The sequence below is a fragment of the Nocardia sp. SYP-A9097 genome, assembly GCF_009649815.1.
Taxonomy (GTDB): Bacteria; Actinomycetota; Actinomycetes; order Mycobacteriales; family Mycobacteriaceae; genus Nocardia.
On the sequence record NZ_WJIC01000002.1, the window covers coordinates 35,324 to 52,617 of the forward strand.

At 66.8% G+C, this 17,294-nt stretch carries 11 protein-coding genes and 1 pseudogene; 6 read left to right on the forward strand and 6 right to left on the reverse strand.

What is annotated here, in order from left to right; all coding sequences use genetic code 11:
* Positions 1 to 64 precede the first annotated feature (64 nt).
* The 3 genes from GFY24_RS03815 to GFY24_RS03825 are packed head-to-tail and all read right to left on the reverse strand — an operon-like array spanning position 65 to position 3,179.
* Positions 65 to 877, reverse strand: coding sequence for a carbohydrate ABC transporter permease (locus GFY24_RS03815; RefSeq protein WP_153804122.1), 813 nt, complete (start codon positions 875 to 877; stop codon positions 65 to 67).
* Between the two features lie 14 nt (positions 878 to 891).
* Entirely contained in the window at positions 892 to 1,857 is a 966-nt protein-coding gene (locus GFY24_RS03820; RefSeq protein WP_228565984.1) for a carbohydrate ABC transporter permease, read from the reverse strand.
* Positions 1,854 to 3,179 carry a sugar ABC transporter substrate-binding protein gene (locus tag GFY24_RS03825; protein WP_153803609.1) on the reverse strand — a complete coding sequence of 442 codons (1,326 nt, stop codon included), beginning with the start codon at positions 3,177 to 3,179 and terminating at the stop codon, positions 1,854 to 1,856. The genes GFY24_RS03820 and GFY24_RS03825 overlap by 4 nt, the downstream gene beginning before the upstream one ends.
* 456 nt (positions 3,180 to 3,635) lie before the next feature.
* On the opposite strand from GFY24_RS03825, the gene GFY24_RS03830 reads away from it, so the two are divergent.
* From GFY24_RS03830 to GFY24_RS03845, 4 genes are all read left to right on the forward strand, one after another.
* A complete protein-coding gene (locus tag GFY24_RS03830) occupies positions 3,636 to 5,972 on the forward strand; it encodes a carbon starvation CstA family protein (protein WP_153803610.1) in 2,337 nt (778 codons plus the stop codon).
* An 85-nt stretch (positions 5,973 to 6,057) separates the two neighbouring features.
* Complete coding sequence (locus tag GFY24_RS03835) at positions 6,058 to 6,228, forward strand: YbdD/YjiX family protein (RefSeq protein WP_309230560.1); 171 nt, start codon at positions 6,058 to 6,060, stop codon at positions 6,226 to 6,228.
* Positions 6,229 to 6,316: 88 nt separating this feature from the next.
* A complete protein-coding gene (locus GFY24_RS03840; RefSeq protein ID WP_375335997.1) occupies positions 6,317 to 7,792 on the forward strand; it encodes an AlkA N-terminal domain-containing protein in 1,476 nt (491 codons plus the stop codon).
* A 17-nt stretch (positions 7,793 to 7,809) separates the two neighbouring features.
* Positions 7,810 to 8,304 (forward strand): methylated-DNA--[protein]-cysteine S-methyltransferase, encoded by a 495-nt coding sequence (locus tag GFY24_RS03845; protein WP_309230431.1) that lies wholly within the window; start codon positions 7,810 to 7,812, stop codon positions 8,302 to 8,304.
* Between the two features lie 325 nt (positions 8,305 to 8,629).
* On the opposite strand, the gene GFY24_RS03850 is transcribed toward GFY24_RS03845, so the two are convergent.
* The gene (locus GFY24_RS03850) at positions 8,630 to 11,929 is read right to left on the reverse strand and encodes an SMC family ATPase (RefSeq protein ID WP_309230432.1); all 3,300 of its coding nucleotides are present in this window, start codon (positions 11,927 to 11,929) and stop codon (positions 8,630 to 8,632) included.
* A gap of 379 nt (positions 11,930 to 12,308) precedes the next feature.
* Positions 12,309 to 13,427: pseudogene (locus GFY24_RS03855) on the reverse strand (exonuclease SbcCD subunit D); the annotation flags it as partial.
* Between the two features lie 541 nt (positions 13,428 to 13,968).
* On the opposite strand from GFY24_RS03855, the gene GFY24_RS03860 reads away from it, so the two are divergent.
* Both GFY24_RS03860 and GFY24_RS03865 read left to right on the forward strand, forming a co-directional pair.
* Entirely contained in the window at positions 13,969 to 15,117 is a 1,149-nt protein-coding gene (locus GFY24_RS03860; RefSeq protein ID WP_153803614.1) for a DNA recombination protein RmuC, read from the forward strand.
* 77 nt (positions 15,118 to 15,194) lie between these two features.
* Positions 15,195 to 16,148, forward strand: coding sequence for a DUF6542 domain-containing protein (locus GFY24_RS03865; RefSeq protein WP_309230433.1), 954 nt, complete (start codon positions 15,195 to 15,197; stop codon positions 16,146 to 16,148).
* Positions 16,149 to 16,213: 65 nt separating this feature from the next.
* Here GFY24_RS03865 and GFY24_RS03870 read toward each other — a convergent pair whose 3' ends face one another.
* Positions 16,214 to 17,215, reverse strand: a complete 1,002-nt coding sequence (locus GFY24_RS03870; RefSeq protein ID WP_153803615.1) for a 4-hydroxy-3-methylbut-2-enyl diphosphate reductase — start codon at positions 17,213 to 17,215, stop codon at positions 16,214 to 16,216.
* Between the last annotated feature and the right edge of the window lie 79 nt (positions 17,216 to 17,294).

Here is a 17,294-nt window from a genome sequence, read left to right on the forward strand (position 1 = left end):
CGGATGTCTCGGCCCGCCCAGCATGGCCCAGCCGCCGCGGCGGTGCCAGTGGAATTTCGAGGGGTCAGCGGCCGCCGAGGCCGGACATGGCTATGCCTCGGATGAAGGCTCGTTGGGCTATGGCGTAGATCAATAGGAGGGGGAGGAGGATCAGGGTGGCGGCGGCCATCAGGAGGGGCCAGTTGGTGGTGTATTGGCCTTGGAGGCGGAGCAGGCCGAGGGTGGCGGTGGCGTATTCGTTGCGCTGGATCATGATCAGGGGCCAGAGGAAGTCGTTCCAGACTGTGATCCAGGTGAGGACTGCCAGGACCATTACGGCCGGGCGGGCGTGTGGGAGTAGGACGCGCCAATAGATTTGCCATGGAGTGCAGCCGTCGAGGGTGGCGGCCTCCTCCAATTCTGTTGGGAGCGTGGCGAAGAACTGGCGCATGAGGTAGGTGCCGAAGGCGCTGCCGAAGAGGCCGGGGATGATCATGGACCAGGGGGTGTCCATCCAGCCGAAGGCGCGCATGAGCAGGAATTGCGGGATTACCGTGACCGTCAGCGGGACCATGAGGGTGGCCAGGTAGGCGAGGAACAGGGCCTCGCAGCCGGGAAAACGCAAGCGGGCGAAGGCATATCCGGCCAGGGAGCAGAAGAAGACCTGACCGGCGGTGACACAGAGCGCGTACACGGCGGTATTGAGCAGCATGCGGCCGAGTGGGATGGCGTCGAAAACGTCTGTGTAGTTGGACCATTGGGGGTGCGCGGGCAGGGCCGACGGGTCGATGAGCTCGCCCTCGGATTTCAGCGAGGCCGAGACCGCCCACAGGATCGGGGCCAGCGCGCACCAGGCGACGGCGATCAGGGCCAGGTAGATGAGCAGGACGCGCACCATGCGGCGCGTGCCCTTCACAGGTCCGCCTCCGCACGCCGGGACAGCCGCAGCTGAATCAGCGTGAGCACCAGCAGGATTGCGAAAATCACCCAGGCCAGCGCCGACGCGTAACCGACCTCATAGAAGCGGAAGGCGTTCTGGAACAGCATGATTCCGAGCACATAGGTGCCCGTCTCGGGACCGCCATTACCACCGGTGAGCGCGTACGCCTGATCGAATGCCTGCACCGAATTGATAATGGTGATGACGAAGACGAAGGACAGCGCACCGCGAATCAGCGGAATGGTGATGGAGCGGAAGCGGCGCAACGGACCCGCACCGTCGATTTCGGCTGCCTCATAAAGGTTTTCGGGCACACCCTGCATGGCAGCGAGCAGAATGACCGTGGCGAATGGCACGCTCTTCCACACCGTCACCAAGCTGAGCGAGACCAGCGCCCAATCCGGATCGGTCAGCCACGGCACCGGGGAGATGCCGAACCAGCCGAGAAACAGATCGGCGAGACCGTCATCGCTGGCGAAGACGAAGCGGAAGACAACCGCCATGGCCACGGTCGACGCCACCAGCGGCAGGAAGGCGATGGTACGAAAGATGCCTATCCCCCGCAGTTTTCGATTCAGCAGACCCGCCACGGCCAGACTCACCAGCACGGTGGGTACCAAGGTCAGCAGCGTGAAGACGGCGGTATTGCGCAGGGCGATGAAGAACAGCGGATCATCGGCGAACAGCCGGTGGTAGTTGTCCACACCCACGAACCGCGGCGGACTGAACAGATCCCAGGAGTGGAAACTCAGATACAGCGAAAACCCCAGCGGGAAAAGCAGAAACACCGCGACGGACGCGAGATTGGCGAGTACGAACCAGGCTCCGGCTCGCGCCCGCCGTCGCGCCAGCGCGGACCCGCCACGCTTCCGGACACTCCCGGGCTCTTCCACGAGCGCGATATCCCCGCGCGGCATACGCGTTTCGATCCGCGTCATATCGCCGCCCGCAGCACCGCGTCGATATCGGCGGCGGTCCGCCCGGCAAGCGAATCAGCCTGAGCCGCACCGCGCAGCACCCGATTGCAGCCGCGTTCGAGCAGCGATTCGACCTTCCCCCACTGCGGTGTGACTGCCAGTTGGCGGGAGTTGGCCGGGCCTTCGGTGAAGACCTCCATATTGCGGATACCGCGATGCGCGTTCGCGAAACCCGGTGCGTGCATGGCGGATTTGAGCACGGGTACGAAGAGTCCGGAGGCGGCGATGAGCGCCTGCCCCTCCGGCCCGGTCGCGAATTTCACGAATTCCCAAGCCTGTTCACGGCGCGGACTGGCGGCGGCAATGGCGAGCCCGGTGCTGCCGACATCGGTGATTGCACCGGGTCCACCGTGCGGTCCGACCGGCAGCACGGTGACATCGAAGTCGAGATCATCACGCCCGGTGAACTCCGAGTACAGCCAGTGCCCGCCCATGAGCATGGCCGCGCGCCCACTCCGGAACAGGTCCTGCGCCGAAACCGATTGCCGGTCACCGACGCTCGGCGCGACCCGATGCCGAACTGCCAGATCCGCGTAGAACTGTAATCCTTCGGCGAAGCGCGGATCGCCGATATTGGTGCGCTCCGGTCGCACCGGCGGGGTGAACCACTCCGCACCATTGTTCATACCGAAGCAGGCGGCGGAGAAGTACGGCACCCAGGCGTCGACGAAACCCCACTGTCGGGTACGGCCGTCGGAATCATGATGGGTGAGTGCCTTTGCGGCGGCGAGGAATTCGGCATACGACCAGGCATCGGCCCACCGCGCGGGCGGCTGAATCCCCGCCTGTTGGAACAGTTTCCGGTTGTAGTAGAGGAATACTCCGGACCACTGCTCCGGCAAGGCGTACTGCCCACCACGCCAGACGAAGGTATTCCGCAGCGGCGCATACCCGTCCGCCTCCAGCTCGGCGGCATACCCCGGATCGCGGTCGAGGAACTCGCGCAGATCCACCAGCACCCCGCGCTCGGCCAATCCCGCGTACAGCAGCTCCCACGACATCAGGACATCCGGGCATTTCCCGCCCGCGCAGTAGGTGAGCATCTGCTGCAGCGGATCCGGCCCGGACATGATCGTGCGAATCTCGATATCCGGCCGCCGCTTCCGAAATTCGTCGATGATCAACAGCCGGGACCGCGCCTCCTCCGGCCGCGCCTGGAAGAAGAAGGTCACCGCATCGTCATCGCCGCGGCCACACCCGCCGACGGCACCCGCCAAGGCCGCGGCCGCCGCCCCGCCGAGGAGGGCGCGACGCGAAAAGGCAGCGCCATCGCCGAGTCTCATGCCCGCACCACTGATGTGCCCCGCGCCATCCTCATGATCCGAGCCACCATCGCGCACCGTTCATCGCGGCATTCCTACCGTTTGTCGCAGCGGATCCACCGTTCGTCGCATATCGGTCGGCGTCCGAAATCCAGCGCCGAAAGTACGGGCATGAATGAAACGATCTCCCGGTCACGAGGGTCTCCTCCGGTCACGGACCCTGTGGCCCAGGTCTCAGATCAGCATGGCAGCATACGGAGAGCAACCTGCGACACGCGGAGAACACGCGGACTCGCGGGGGCGAATGCCGGATTGCGTCACCTCGTCTCCCGGCACACAGCGTCCACCGGGTCACCCATACCCGTCGGTCCGACACTTCATGAACGGCTGTCGAAAGCCACATTTCAGGCGTGTCGATTCCGCTACGTTGGGCACGAATTCACTTAGATCCGCTGTACCGCACGGGAGATTTGTCGCATGGCGACCATCGAATACCTCCGGACGGACCCCGACCTGCCTCCGGTCGGTGTCGTGGACCGGACGCCCCTCACGCCCGCCAAAAAGGGCATCTTCCTGGCCATCGCCGTACTCGGCGCGATCGCCTGGACGATCCTCGCGTTCATGCGCGGGGAGAACGTCAATGCCGTCTGGATCGTGATCGCCGCCGTCTGTACGTATGTGCTGGCGTACCAGTTCTATTCGCGGCTGATCGAATGGAAGATCACCAAACCACGCGATGACGTCGCCACTCCGGCCGAGGCCATGGAGAACGGCCGCGACTACATGCCGATGGACCGCCGCGTCCTGTTCGGGCATCACTTCGCCGCCATCGCCGGCGCCGGCCCGCTGGTCGGACCGGTACTCGCCGCGCAGATGGGATACCTGCCGGGCACCATCTGGATCATTGTCGGCGTCGTATTCGCCGGTGCGGTACAGGATTATCTGGTGCTGTGGGCCTCGGTGAAACGGCGCGGCCGCAGCCTCGGGCAGATGGCGCGCGAGGAGCTCGGCCCGGTGGGCGGTGTGGCCGCCATCGTGGCCGTACTGGTCATCATGATGATCCTGCTCGCGGTACTCGGCATCGTCGTGGTGAATGCCCTTGCCGCGACAGCGAATCCGAAGACCGGCGTGCTGGAGGGTGGCAGCCCATGGGGCGTGTTCTCCATTGCCATGACCATCCCGATCGCGCTGTTCATGGGTGTTTACCTGCGTTTCGTGCGGCCGGGCAAGGTCGGCGAGATCTCCCTGGTGGGCTTCGTACTGTTGTTGCTGGCCATTGTTTCCGGCAATTGGGTGGCCGGATCCGGTTGGGGCCGTGACTGGTTCACGCTGTCCGGCACCAATATCGCCTGGATGCTGATCATCTACGGTTTCATCGCCTCGGTGCTGCCGGTGTGGCTGCTGCTCGCCCCGCGCGACTACCTCTCCACCTTCATGAAGATCGGCACCATCGGCCTGCTGGCCGTCGGCGTGGTGGTCACCATGCCGGTGCTGCAGGCTCCCGCCATCTCGCAATTCGCCGGCAACAGCAATGGTCCGTCGTTCGCGGGCAATCTCTTCCCGTTCCTGTTCATCACCATCGCGTGTGGTGCGCTGTCCGGATTCCATTCGCTGGTGTCCTCCGGAACCACGCCGAAGCTGCTGGCCAAGCAGTCGCAGGCGCGCATGATCGGCTACGGCGGCATGCTGATGGAGTCGTTCGTGGCGGTCATGGCGATCATTACCGCGAGCATCATCGACCAGCACCTGTACTTCGCCATCAATGCCAGCCCGGCGGTGACCGGCGGCAGCGCGGAGAAGGCCGCCACCTACGTGAACAGCCTTGGGCTGCACGGTGATCCGATCACCGCGGACCAGCTGAAGCAGACCGCCACCGAGATCGGCGAGTCCAATATCGTCTCGCGCACCGGTGGCGCGCCGACCCTGGCCATCGGCATGTCCGAGGTGCTGCACAAGCTGTTCGGCGGCTCCGGGCTGAAGGCGTTCTGGTACCACTTCGCGATCATGTTCGAGGCGCTGTTCATCCTCACCACCATCGACGCCGGTACCCGCGTGGCGCGGTTCATGCTCTCGGATTCGCTCGGCAATCTCGGTGGTGCGGCCAAGAAGTTCAAGGATCCGTCCTGGCTGCCCGGCGCATGGCTGTGCTCGGCGCTCGTGGTCGCGGCCTGGGGTTCGGTGCTGCTCATGGGTGTGACCGATCCGCTGGGCGGCATCAATACGCTGTACCCGCTGTTCGGTATCTCCAACCAGTTGCTCGCGGCGGTCGCATTGACCGTGGTGCTGGCCATCGTGGTGAAGAAGGGCCTGGTCAAGTGGGCCTGGATTCCGGCGCTGCCACTGACCTGGGATCTGATCGTCACCATGACGGCCTCGTTCCAGAAGATCTTCTCGGGTGATCCGAAGATCGGCTACTGGACGCTGCACCACAACACCATCGTGAAGCGGGACGCCTATCTCGCCGCGCAGGACTCCGGGCAACTACCCAAGGGTGTGGCGGACGCGGCGGCGCTGCAGACGCAGATCGCCAACCTGGAGAAGACGATTCGCAATACGTTCATCCAGGGCACGCTGTCGATCGTGTTCGCGGTGCTGGTGCTCATTGTCGCCGTCGTGGGTGTGTGGGTGTGCCTGCGCGCCATTCGCAAGGGCGGCGAGGAGACCAAGGAATCGCCGGAGGAACCGTCGAAGATCTTCGGGCCCAGCTCCTTCCTGGCCACCAAGGAGGAGAAGGAAGTCCAGAAGGAATGGGATGCCCTGGCTGCCGCGGGCAAGGTCAAACCCACCGGTGCGGCCACCGCACACGCACATTGAGTCACACTTGTCCGTGATGAATGAATCCACCGCCCCGTCGACCGCAGGTCTCCTGCGGACGGCGGGGCGCGCGGTTGTCCGGGCCATCCGCGCCGTGATCTGGTGGTTCAACTCGATCCTCGGCGGCAACGACTACCAGCGCTACGTGCAGCATCTCCAACTCCGACACCCGGATGCCTCGGTTCCGAGCGAACGCGACTACTGGCGCGACCGCCACGATGCCGCCGCCCGCAACCCCGCCAACCGCTGCTGCTGAGGAGTTCGTCCAGCGTGTCGTTTTCCCGCTGACGCCCGCGTCCGTTTTCCGCTAGCGCGCGCCGCCTCCGGCTGCGATGGTGGATCTTGTGAGTGCGAACGAGCTGGACTTCGAACGGTGCTACCGCGCCGTGGCAACCCGGGATGCCCGCTTCGACGGGCAATTCGTGACCGCGGTGCGCACCACCGGAATCTATTGCCGCCCTTCATGTCCCGCCATTACACCGAAACCCGCCAACGTCACCTTCTTGCCGACCGCCGCCGCGGCACAGCAATCGGGCTTCCGCGCCTGCCGCCGCTGTCTACCCGACGCGGCCCCCGGGTCACCGCTCTGGAATACCCGCGCCGACCTGGCCGCCCGCGCCATGCGCCTGATCGCGGACGGCGTGATCGAACGCGGTGGCGTACCCGCCCTGGCCGATACGCTCGGCTATTCACAACGTCAGCTCACCCGGGTCCTCACCAGCGAACTCGGGGCCGGACCGCTGGCCCTGGCCCGCGCGCACCGCGCGCATACCGCCCGGCTGCTCATCCAGACCACCCGGCTGTCCATGTCGGATATCGCGTTCGCCGCGGGCTTCGCCAGCATCCGGCAGTTCAACGACACCGTGCGCGAGGTATTCGCGGTCAGCCCGACCACCCTGCGCGAGGAGTCCCGGCGCCGCAATGGCGACACCCTGCCATCCACCAATGGTCTACTGACACTGCGGCTTCCGTACCGCGAACCTCTCGACAGATCCTGGCTGGAGTGGTTCCTCTCCGCGCACGCCGTGCCCGGTCTGGAACTCTGGGAGGACGGCCACTACAGCCGCAGCCTGCGAACACCGCACGGCCACACCACAGTTCGCATGTCGATCCAGCCCGGACACGTGCGGGCATCGCTGGCCCTGCACGATATGCGCGACCTGGCCCCGACCGTCGCCCGGCTCCGACACTTCCTCGACCTGGACGCCGACCCCATCGGCATAGACGAGGGATTGACGGCCGGGAGAGTCGCGCTGTCACCGGGTATCCGGGTACCGGGCTGCCTGGACGGTCCAGAACTATTGCTACGCACCATGATCGGACAGCAGATCTCGGTCGCGGCGGCCAATACCCATACCGCGCGGCTGGTACAGACGCTCGGGGAATCCATCCCCGGACCGGTCCCCCACCTGTTCCCCACCGCCGCGGCGATCGCAGAACACGGCGCGGAGGTGCTGACCGGCCCCGCGCGACGGGTCGAAGCCATTGTGGCGGCGGCACGGGCGCTGGCCGACGGCGAACTGGTCCTGCACTCCGGCCGCACCGCCGCCGACCTGCGCCGCGATCTGCTGGCACTGGACGGGGTGGGTCCCTGGACCGCCGACTACGTCACCATGCGACTACTCGCCGACCCCGACGTACTACTCCCCTCCGACCTGATCGTCCGCCGTGGCGCGGCCCTGCTCGATATCGACCTGGCCGACACCGCCCGCTTCGCCCCCTGGCGCTCCTACCTGACCATGCACCTCTGGAAGCACGCGCTGGCCACCCCCACCCCCGATGGCGCACCCGTCGCCCGGAAAGCGAGAACAGCACCGTGAACACCCAATCCACCTCTGTGACCGCAGATTTCGCCACCGTGACCACCCCCGCGGGCCCCTTCACCGCCCTCATCGACCCCGACGGCGCGGTCCTGGCCTCCGGCTGGACCGCCGATGCCGAAAACCTCCGCACCCTCATCCACAGCACCCTGCGCCCCGCTACCCTGCGCGAGCGCCCCGACCTGGGCCAGGTCACCAAGGCCATCGAGGCGTACCACGCCGACGACCTCACCATCATCGATTCGATTGCGGTCCGCCAGGTCTCAGGCCCCTTCCTCGTCCACGCCTGGGAAGTCCTCCGCAAAATCCCCGCCGGCACCCCCGTCACCTACACCGATTTCGCCGCATCCTCCGGCCGCCCCGCCGCCACCCGAGCCGCCGCCAACGCCTGCGCCCGCAACGCCGCCGCCCTCTTCGTCCCCTGCCACCGCGTAATCCGCACCGACGGCACCCTAGGAGGCTTCCGCTGGGGCCTCGACATCAAGCGCTGGCTCCTAACCCACGAAGCCTGACCTAAAACCAACAGCACACCCCTTGTCGCAGCCGCACACCCTGTGTAGTAGGGGGTGTGCACGTTAGACACGGGGTGTGATCACTTCGAGGATGGGCGGTTTGGGGGTTTTGGTCTTTGGGGTTTTGTCTTGCTCGAGATCAGTACCACAGCCGTCCAACCAGGCTGGTACGAGAGATGGCGGCTCCCCAAGGGAGAGCGAAAGCCGGGTACGGCAGGCGACGCCACCAGCACTGCCGTCTTGGCGTGTCCTCCCGAACCCCCGCTGGGAAAGAGGGTAATTCCGGCCGTCCGCTACGAAGGCCCCGAGTACAGACCATCCTCCCTCAAGCGCTGAGGGACGTTTCGAGGTGGGAGCCGGTGCGGCCACGGATCACGTGGAGGCGGCTGGGGATTCGCTGGCGCATTTCGTCCACGTGGCTGACTACGCCCACTACTCGGCCGCCGGAGCGGAGTTCGTCGAGGACGCCCATGACCGCGTCGAGGGTATCGGCATCGAGGCTGCCGAAGCCCTCGTCGATGAAGAGGGTGTCCAGGACAAGGCCACCGGATTCGGCCGCGACGACATCGGCGAGGCCGAGGGCGAGAGCCAGTGAGGCCATGAAGGTTTCGCCGCCGGAGAGGGTTTTGGCGGGGCGGATGGCGCCGGTGTAGTCGTCGCGGATGTCCAGGCCCAGGCCACCGCGTCGACCGCGCGGGCCTGCGGCGTCGGTGTGGACGAATTCGTAACGGCCACCGGACATTCGGCGGAGGCGGACGGAACCCGCCACGGCCACCTCTTCGAGGCGGGCGGCCAGGACGTAGGAGCGCAGGGACATTCGGCGGTTGTTCTCGCCTCGGCCCGCCACCACATCGGCCAAGCGGGCGAGTTCGTCGTGGGAACGCTGGATCGGGGCGAATCGGTCGACGGCGGCCCAGAGTTGGGAGCAGAGGCCTTCCAGTTGCTCCACGCGGTGGCCGGCCACGGTATGAGCCGAAACGGCACGCTCGAGGGCCGATTGCGCCTCTGCGACAGCTGTTTCCAGGGATTCCAGATCACCGAGAGCGACCTCCGCCACGGCCCGAATCTCCGGTTCGGCGAGGACCGCTTCGGAGTGGGCGCGAGCACGGTCGGCGGCGATCAACTCGGCTTCGATATCGGCCTGCCGCTGAGCCGTGCGCGAGGCGGCATCGACGGCGCGGGCGTACTCGGCCAGCACGCTGTAGTCGGGGCCTGTCTCGCCCATGACGGGCGGCGCGGTCTCAACCAAACCGGCGTCATACGAGAGCTTTTCGACGCGGACGGCAAGCGAGGCAACCTGTTCCCGAGCCAGCGCGGCCTCGGTGCGCGCCTCACGTACAGCGGTCGCACCGGCGACCAGGGCGTCGAGGCGGGCGCGGCGACGATCCACGGTGCCGTCGGCACCGGCGGCGGCGGTCAGTCGATCGGTGAGTTCGGCGAGCCTGCGATCGGCGGCGACAACGCGTTCGATCGTTGCACTGGCACGACTTTCGCAATTGCGGAGCTCATCCTGCAAGCGGGTCTCCTCGGCCCGGAGCCGCTCCAACTCGGTGGCGAGACCATCCGCCAGCTTGGCGCGGTCACTGGCCGCAGTCCAACGCGCATCGGCAGCCGCCAATTCGCTTGCGAGTTCGGCCTTGTCGACGTCGCCGCCCCGCTCGACCAGCACCTCGATGGCGCGCTCCAAGTCCGCGACCTGCTGCCCCGCCTTATCGCGAGCGGCTTCGGCAGCCCGCTCCGCCGCCAGCGCGGTCTCCTCGGCGTCCTTCGAGACCGCCCGCGCGGTCGGCTGTGCGGGCGCGGGATGCTCCGCCGATCCACACACCGCACACGGCTGCGAATCGACCAGCGCCCCAGCCAATTCCGCCGCCATACCGGCCAATCGCTGCTCCCGCAGTGAGAGCGTGTGCTCGCGCGCATCCAGATGCTTGGCGCGCGCCGACTCGAAACCCGCTGCCGCACGGATCAATTCCCCGCGCCGCCGCTCCAATTCCAGGGCCGCCTTGGCAGCGGCCCGCAACCGCTCCCGCTCGGCTTCCAACACCGGCAGCCCGGCGGCGGCATCGGTGGCTTCACGCAGCCGAACCTCCACCCCCGCAATGGCTTCCGGCAACTTCGCGCGCCGCTCAGCCAACTTCGACAGCTGTCCCGAAAGCTCCTGCTGCTCACCCCGCAGCCGCTGCAACTCTCCCATCAGCTGCTTCGCCGAATCCGCATCGGCCCGCACCTCATCCAACGCACCCATCTGCGCACTCCACCGCTGTACAGCGGCCTCCAGCCCCCGCCCCCGCTCGCCGGGGGAACCACCCGACAGCTCGTCGGCGTCCGGCGAGATCGCCCTCCCCCCGCTCTCGATGTCCCGCGATGTCCCAACGGCCGCATCCGGTCGTGATCCGGGAGCCCCGTCCAGGCCGACATCCGGGTCCGCACTGTCGATCGTGGGCCACAACCCGCTGTCGCGAGCCAGGGCGGCGGGCGGCTCGATCGCTCCGAGTTCGACCGCATAGTCGGCATTCGAAAGTTCGAATGCTACGAGATCGGTTGCGGCCCAGACAGTTCCGTCGAGCTCGGCGGAGGCGGGTTCGAGCAGGCGGGTGGCGAGGTGTTCGGCGGTGCGGGCGGCCTCGTCCTCGCGGCGGCGCAGCGCCACCGCGGCGGTGCGGGCTTCGGTTAGAGCGGTGGCCACCGGATCGGCGCGGCGGGCGTGGTCGAGTTCGGCTTGCAGGGCCTCGCGGTGCGGGGCGGCCGCGGCGTGCATGGCGAGTCGAGTGGTCGCTTCGGTGCGGCGGCGGTGCAGGGCGTGCAGGTTGCGCTGCGATTCGGCGGCGGCGCGGGCTCGCGCCGAAACCTTCTGCTGCTGTTCGCGTTCGGCGGCGGTGCAGGTGAGGTCGGTGCGAGCGGCCACCAGCAGGTTGCGGGACCATTCGCCGGATTCGAGCAGGCCCGCGGTTTCGGTGGTGGGGAGACCGGCGGCGGTGACGACCTGGCCGATGAGGCGGTCGATGGTGGTTTTGCGGGTGTCCAGGTCGGCGCTGCTCGCGCGGCGCTTATCGATCAGCCATTGTTCGGCGATGCCGAAACGTTCGGTGTCGAAGAGCTTTTCGAGGAGTTTCTCGCGATCCTCATTGTCGGCGCGCAGGAAGCGCGCGAAATCGCCCTGGGGCAGCAGCACGACCTGGAAGAACTGGTCGGCGCTCATACCGAGCAGCCGCAGCACCTCGTCGCCGATATCGGGGATTCGGGACAGATGCTGGCCGCGGCCGTCCAGCCACTCCAGGGTCGCGGACGCATTCTCTTTGACCCAACCGCTTTTCGCGCGCGTACTCGGGCGCTGGAATTCGGGCGAACGGGTCAAACGCAGGCGGCGACCGCCGAGTGTGGCCTCCAATTGCACGCGCGGCGGAGTCTGATCGTCGGCGTGATCGGAGTGCAGCCGCTTCTCCCCGCGCGCCCCGGGCACACTCCCGTACAGCGCGAAAGCGACCGCGTCCAAGACCGTGGTCTTACCCGCGCCGGTCTGCCCGTGCAGTAGGAAGAGCCCGTCGGCCCCCAATTCGTCGAAATCCACCACGGCGGTCTCCGCGAACGGCCCGAAAGCCGTCAGCTCCAAACGATGCAGCCGCACGCGCCGTCCCCTTCCGCCTCCACGCACCATCCAACAACCCGGCGCACACGACTGTCCTCAGGACACGCCGGGGCGCCTCCGCGATTACCGCTCATGCAGTCAACTCGGCTGCGCCACCATCGGATTCGGGCGGCACCAACCCGAACAGGCCAGGATCCCCGTCCAACTCGCCGTCCCCGGATAGGCGGGTGCTCCCGTCGTCGGCGATCGGCCGCGCATCGGACTCCGCCGTTCCCCCGAAAGCCGGGTCGGAGTGTGCGCTGTCGCCCGTATCGGATTGCGAGTGCGCGTCCACCTTCGCGGCCCGGCGGGAGCCACGTACCGGCCCACCTTCCACGGCTACGGCGGGTGCGCGCACCGGGCCATCCTTTTCCCGCACGGCGGCAGCCAACGCGCGCTCGAGCCAGTTCATCTCGCCCGAAGTCGGCGCACCACGTACATCGGTGAGGAAGCTCTGCGCGATCTCGGTATCGCGGCGGCCATGCACCCGCTCGCGATAGTGCAGCTCCGGATTGCCTTCCGGCCGTTCCCATTCCACGTGCACGGCATGCGGGAAACGCTCTCGCAGCTTACGCAGGGCGTCCACCGGGCGCGTGTGATCGGTGAGGGTCGCCGAGACGTAATCCTGTTCTGCGGCAGCGTGTTCCGGCGCCCGCAGGAGTTCGTCCAGGGTGCCGCTGAGCTGACTGAGCCCGCGCACCACCGGCAGTTCATGCCGAGTCACGGCCGATAATCCGCCGGCGTCGAGCTCGACGATCCACACCGCTTTGCGATGCGACCGCTCCCCGAACGAGTACGGCAGCGGAGATCCGGAGTACCGCACCGACTCCGACAGCGTCTGCGGTGAATGCAAATGCCCCAGTGCCACATAGTCGATGCCCGCGAACGCCGCGAGCGGCACCGTCTCCACCCCGCCCACCGAAATGGAGCGCTCGGACCCGGTCGCCTCACCACCCACCACGAAGGCGTGCGCCAGCACCACCGACCGCACCCCGGTGCGCTGCGCGAGATCCCCCCGGATCAATCCCATGGCCGCGTCCAGAATCTCCGCATGCGAACGCGCCTGTGGCACGCCCAGTTCCGCGCGGGTGATTTCCGGCTCCAGATATGGAATTCCGTAGAAAGCCACCTCTCCGTGCGAATCGGACACCATTACCGGCCGCGCCACTTCGGCTATGCCACACCGCAGATGCAATCCGCCCGCGGCGGCGAAAGTCCCGAGCGCCCCGAGCCGAGTCGGCGAATCGTGATTGCCCGAAGTCGCCACAATGGTTGCCCCCGCGGCCCGAATCGCCTCGAATCCCCGATTGCACACCGCGATCGCATCGGCACTCGGAATGGATCGGTCGTAAACGTCCCCCGGTAGCACCACCACATCCACCTGCTCCGCGGCCACCAGATCGGCAATGGCACGCAGCGAACACTCCTGATCGGACAGCAGATCGACACCGTGAAAGGTGCGGCCGATATGCCAGTCGGAGGTGTGCAGGATTCGCATGCCGCCGACGGTAGGCGATCCCTCCGACACTTTCATCGGCACCCAGGCGCGCCGCCGCGAACTCGCCGATGTATTGCGAGCCGCGTCCACAATGATCGGTTCGGCAACCCACCCGTCATCCCGGCACGAATCAACCCGACATCCCGGCACGAATCGACCCGCCATCTGGGCGCGAATCAACCCGGCATCCCAGCACCAATCCCCCGTCATCCCGGCGCGCTTTTGGCCGGGATCCACACGATTCGTATACGCACTGCCGCTGTGGATCCCGGTCAAAAGCATGCCGGGAGGACAGGGGAGGCGGGGGCGGGGGCGGAGGGGCTTTGCCGCGCAACGCACCTGGCAACGGCGCAGGAGGTATTCGGCCAGTGGCAACGGATTTCGTGAGCATCGGACAACTTCAGAGTGCCTGGCAACGCGCCCCGCACCGGAGGTTCGGTGACAAAGTCCAACGCATGCAGCCGTCGGCAAAAAGCGCGGGGAGGCGGTTCAGCCGCCGCTTTCACCAATTTGTCGGTGGCATACGGCAAACTCGCGTCCCATGACCGCACCGATGCTGTTCGCGCTGCTGTTGGTCTTCACCGCCGGGCTCGGCGTGGGCTGGTTGGGGCATGCCGCACGCGCGGGGCAACGTGCGGCTGTTGCTGAAGCGCGGTTGAGTTCGATGCATGACAATGAGCGGTTGTTGCGGCAGTCACTGGGGGCCGCGAGTGAGGATGCGGCGCGGCGGCATTCGCACCAGCTCGGGGCGTTGATGGAACCGTTGCGCGAGGCGGTGGGCACGCTGAATCGGCATATTCAGGAGACCGAGCACAATCGCATCAACGCGTATTCCGGTCTGCGCGAACAGGTTGCGGGGATGCAGCACATCTCGCACCAACTCTCCACGCAGACCTCGCAATTGGTGGCCGCGCTACGTGCCCCGCAGGTGCGCGGGCGCTGGGGTGAGATCCAATTGGAGCGGGTGGTGGAGCTCGCGGGCATGACCCGGCACTGCGATTTCGACACCCAGGTCACCCGGCGCGCGGGCACGACCGGCAGCACCGAGGGAGTGGTACGCCCGGACATGGTGGTGCGGCTGGCGGGCGGACGGCAGATCGTGGTCGATGCCAAGGTCCCGTGCACCGCCTATCTGGAGGCCGCGTCCACCGAGGACCCGCGCGAGCGCGACAACCATTTGAGCAGGCACGCCAAACATCTGCGCAATCATGTCGATCAGTTGGCGGCCAAGGAGTATTGGGCGGCCTTCGACCCCTCCCCCGAATTCGTGATCCTGTTCGTTCCCGGCGATCCATTCCTGGACGCCGCGATGGGCGCCGATCCCGGATTGCTCGAATACGCCTTCGGTCGCAATGTGGTGCTGGCGACCCCGACCACTCTCATGGCACTGCTGCGCACCATCGCGCTCGGCTGGCGGCAGGAGGCCATGTCGCAGGATATGGCGGTGATCCAGCAGCTGGGCCGCGAGCTCTATGCCCGGCTCGGCACCACCGGTCGTCATCTGGATCGGCTCGGCGCGCAATTGGGTAAGGCGGTCGATTCCTTCAACTTCACCGTCGCCTCGATGGAGACCCGTGTGATGGTCACCGCCCGCAAACTTCATGATCTAGAGATTTCGGACACTCCGGTCGAGGAAATCCAGCGCCTGGAAACCTGGCCCAGGGCGGTCGGATTCGCCGAATCGGACTAATCCGCTTTACTCGCTCGGGGATGTCGGCATGATGTCGCCTACCTCGCGGAACCGTCACATGCTTTAGTGTGCTTGACGTGGCAGTTACCCAGCGCGAGCGAGCAGAGGTGCCCCCGTCGCACCGTTCGATCCTGCCGACGGTCCCCGGCGCACCGGCCGGCGCCGCGGTGCTCACTGCCGTGACCTGCACCTTCATCGGATTTCTGATCGACACCATGGGTGGCGATGAGCTGACCGGCACCTTCGCCTCGCTGTATGTGATCGGCTGTGTACTGGCCGCGCTCATGGTGCGGTACCGCGGTCTCTTCACCACGATGGTGCTGCCGCCACTCCTACTTTTCCTGGCCGTGCCGCTCGCATATCAGCAGATGCTCGGCAACTCCAGCAGTTTCAAGGTCAAGGAAATCCTGCTGAATCTGGCCATCCCACTGGTGAATCGCTTCCCCACCATGGCGCTGGCCACCGTTCTGGTGCTGATCATCGGCGCGGTCCGGGTGGCGATGTATCGCCGGGAGCAGAGCGGTGAATCCGGCAGCCCGCTCGGCAAACCGCGCGCCCGGGTCGCCCGGCCGGTCGGAGCCGCCCGCGCCCAGCGCGCCGGCGCGACCGATACCAAGGAACCCGCCAGACGACGCTTCCGGCCCAACCCGGCGGAGCAGGACGGCAGTGACGCACCCGAATCGACTCCGGGCACTCGCCGCCCGGCCGGTCGGGTCGCGGCCCGCCCACCGCGGGTCGGCGCGGACCGGCCGGCCGCCTCGGGTCAGACCGGCAATCGGCAGGCGGGCAATCGCCAAGCCGGGACCGAGCGCAAGCGCACCCCGCCCGGCGATCGCAAGCCGAATCCGGACCGCAAGCCCACCGGTGAGCGCAAGCCCCCGGCCGAGCGTCGCGCCAATCCGGCCGAGCGCGCCAACCCGGCGGCCGCTGCCGAACCGCGTCGCCGCCGTACCCCGAACGCCGAGGTGCCGCCGCACCCGCGCCCGAATGTGCGCTACCGCGAACGGGATTCGGGTCGCATCGAGCACTGAGTAAGCGCCCGGAACAAAAAGAATCCCCGTACCTTCCGGTACGGGGATTCGTCGTTTATCGCGACTCAGCTACGCGCGGTACGCAATTCGCGCGGCAGCGAGAACACCAGCGTCTCATTGGCGGTCGACACCGGCTGCACCTCGCCGAAACCGTGCTGGGCGAGCATTTCCAGCACACCCTCGACCAGAATCTCCGGCACCGAGGCCCCCGAGGTGAGACCGATGGTGCGCACGCCTTCGAACCAGGCCGGATCGACCTCGCGCGCATAGTCGACCAGATACGCCGCGCCCGCGCCCGCGGTCAGCGCGACCTCGACCAGGCGCACCGAATTGGAGGAATTGCGCGAACCGACCACGATCACCAGATCGCAGGCGGGCGCCATCGCCTTCACCGCGGTCTGCCGATTCGAGGTGGCGTAGCAGATGTCATCGCTCGGCGGATCCTGCAGATTCGGGAACTTGGCCCGCAGCCGGTGCACCGTCTCCATGGTCTCGTCCACCGACAGCGTGGTCTGCGAGAGCCAGATCACCTTGTTCTCATCGCGCACGGTAATACCGTCGACCGCGTCCGGACCATCCACCAGCTGCACATGATCGGGTGCCTCACCGGCGGTGCCCTCGACCTCCTCATGCCCCTCGTGGCCGATGAGCAGAATGTCGAAATCATCGCGCGCGAACCGCTTGGCCTCCTGGTGCACCTTGGTGACGAGCGGGCAGGTGGCGTCGATGGTGTGCAGATTCCGCTCGGCGGCGGATTCGTGCACCGCCGGGGAGACACCGTGTGCGGAGAACACCACGAGCGCGCCCTCGGGCACCTCGTCGGTCTCGTCCACGAAGATCACCCCGCGCTCCCGTAGCGTCTCCACCACATGCCGGTTGTGCACGATCTCCTTGCGCACATAAATAGGCGCACCGTGCTTTTCGAGCGCCTTCTCCACGGTCACCACCGCACGGTCGACACCGGCGCAGTAGCCACGAGGTTCAGCGAGCAGTACCCGCTTCGGCGCGTCGGCATCCACACCAGCGGACCGGACGATTCCGACATTCAAAGGGATAGCCGAGGACATGCACCTCAGAATACTGGCCGCACCTGTGCACCGCCCCCCGGCTATAGGCGACAACACAGTCGCCTATTCATCGCCCCGG

What these genes read in the sequence shown, in the direction of transcription:
- GFY24_RS03815 (WP_153804122.1), bottom strand. Translation starts at nt 877, where the DNA reads ATGGTGCGCGTCCTGCTCATCTACCTGGCCCTGATCGCCGTCGCCTGG.
- GFY24_RS03820 (WP_228565984.1), bottom strand. Translation starts at nt 1,857, where the DNA reads ATGACGCGGATCGAAACGCGTATGCCGCGCGGGGATATCGCGCTCGTG.
- GFY24_RS03825 (WP_153803609.1), bottom strand. Translation starts at nt 3,179, where the DNA reads ATGAGACTCGGCGATGGCGCTGCCTTTTCGCGTCGCGCCCTCCTCGGC.
- GFY24_RS03830 (WP_153803610.1), top strand. Translation starts at nt 3,636, where the DNA reads ATGGCGACCATCGAATACCTCCGGACGGACCCCGACCTGCCTCCGGTC.
- GFY24_RS03860 (WP_153803614.1), top strand. Translation starts at nt 13,969, where the DNA reads ATGACCGCACCGATGCTGTTCGCGCTGCTGTTGGTCTTCACCGCCGGG.
- GFY24_RS03870 (WP_153803615.1), bottom strand. Translation starts at nt 17,215, where the DNA reads ATGTCCTCGGCTATCCCTTTGAATGTCGGAATCGTCCGGTCCGCTGGT.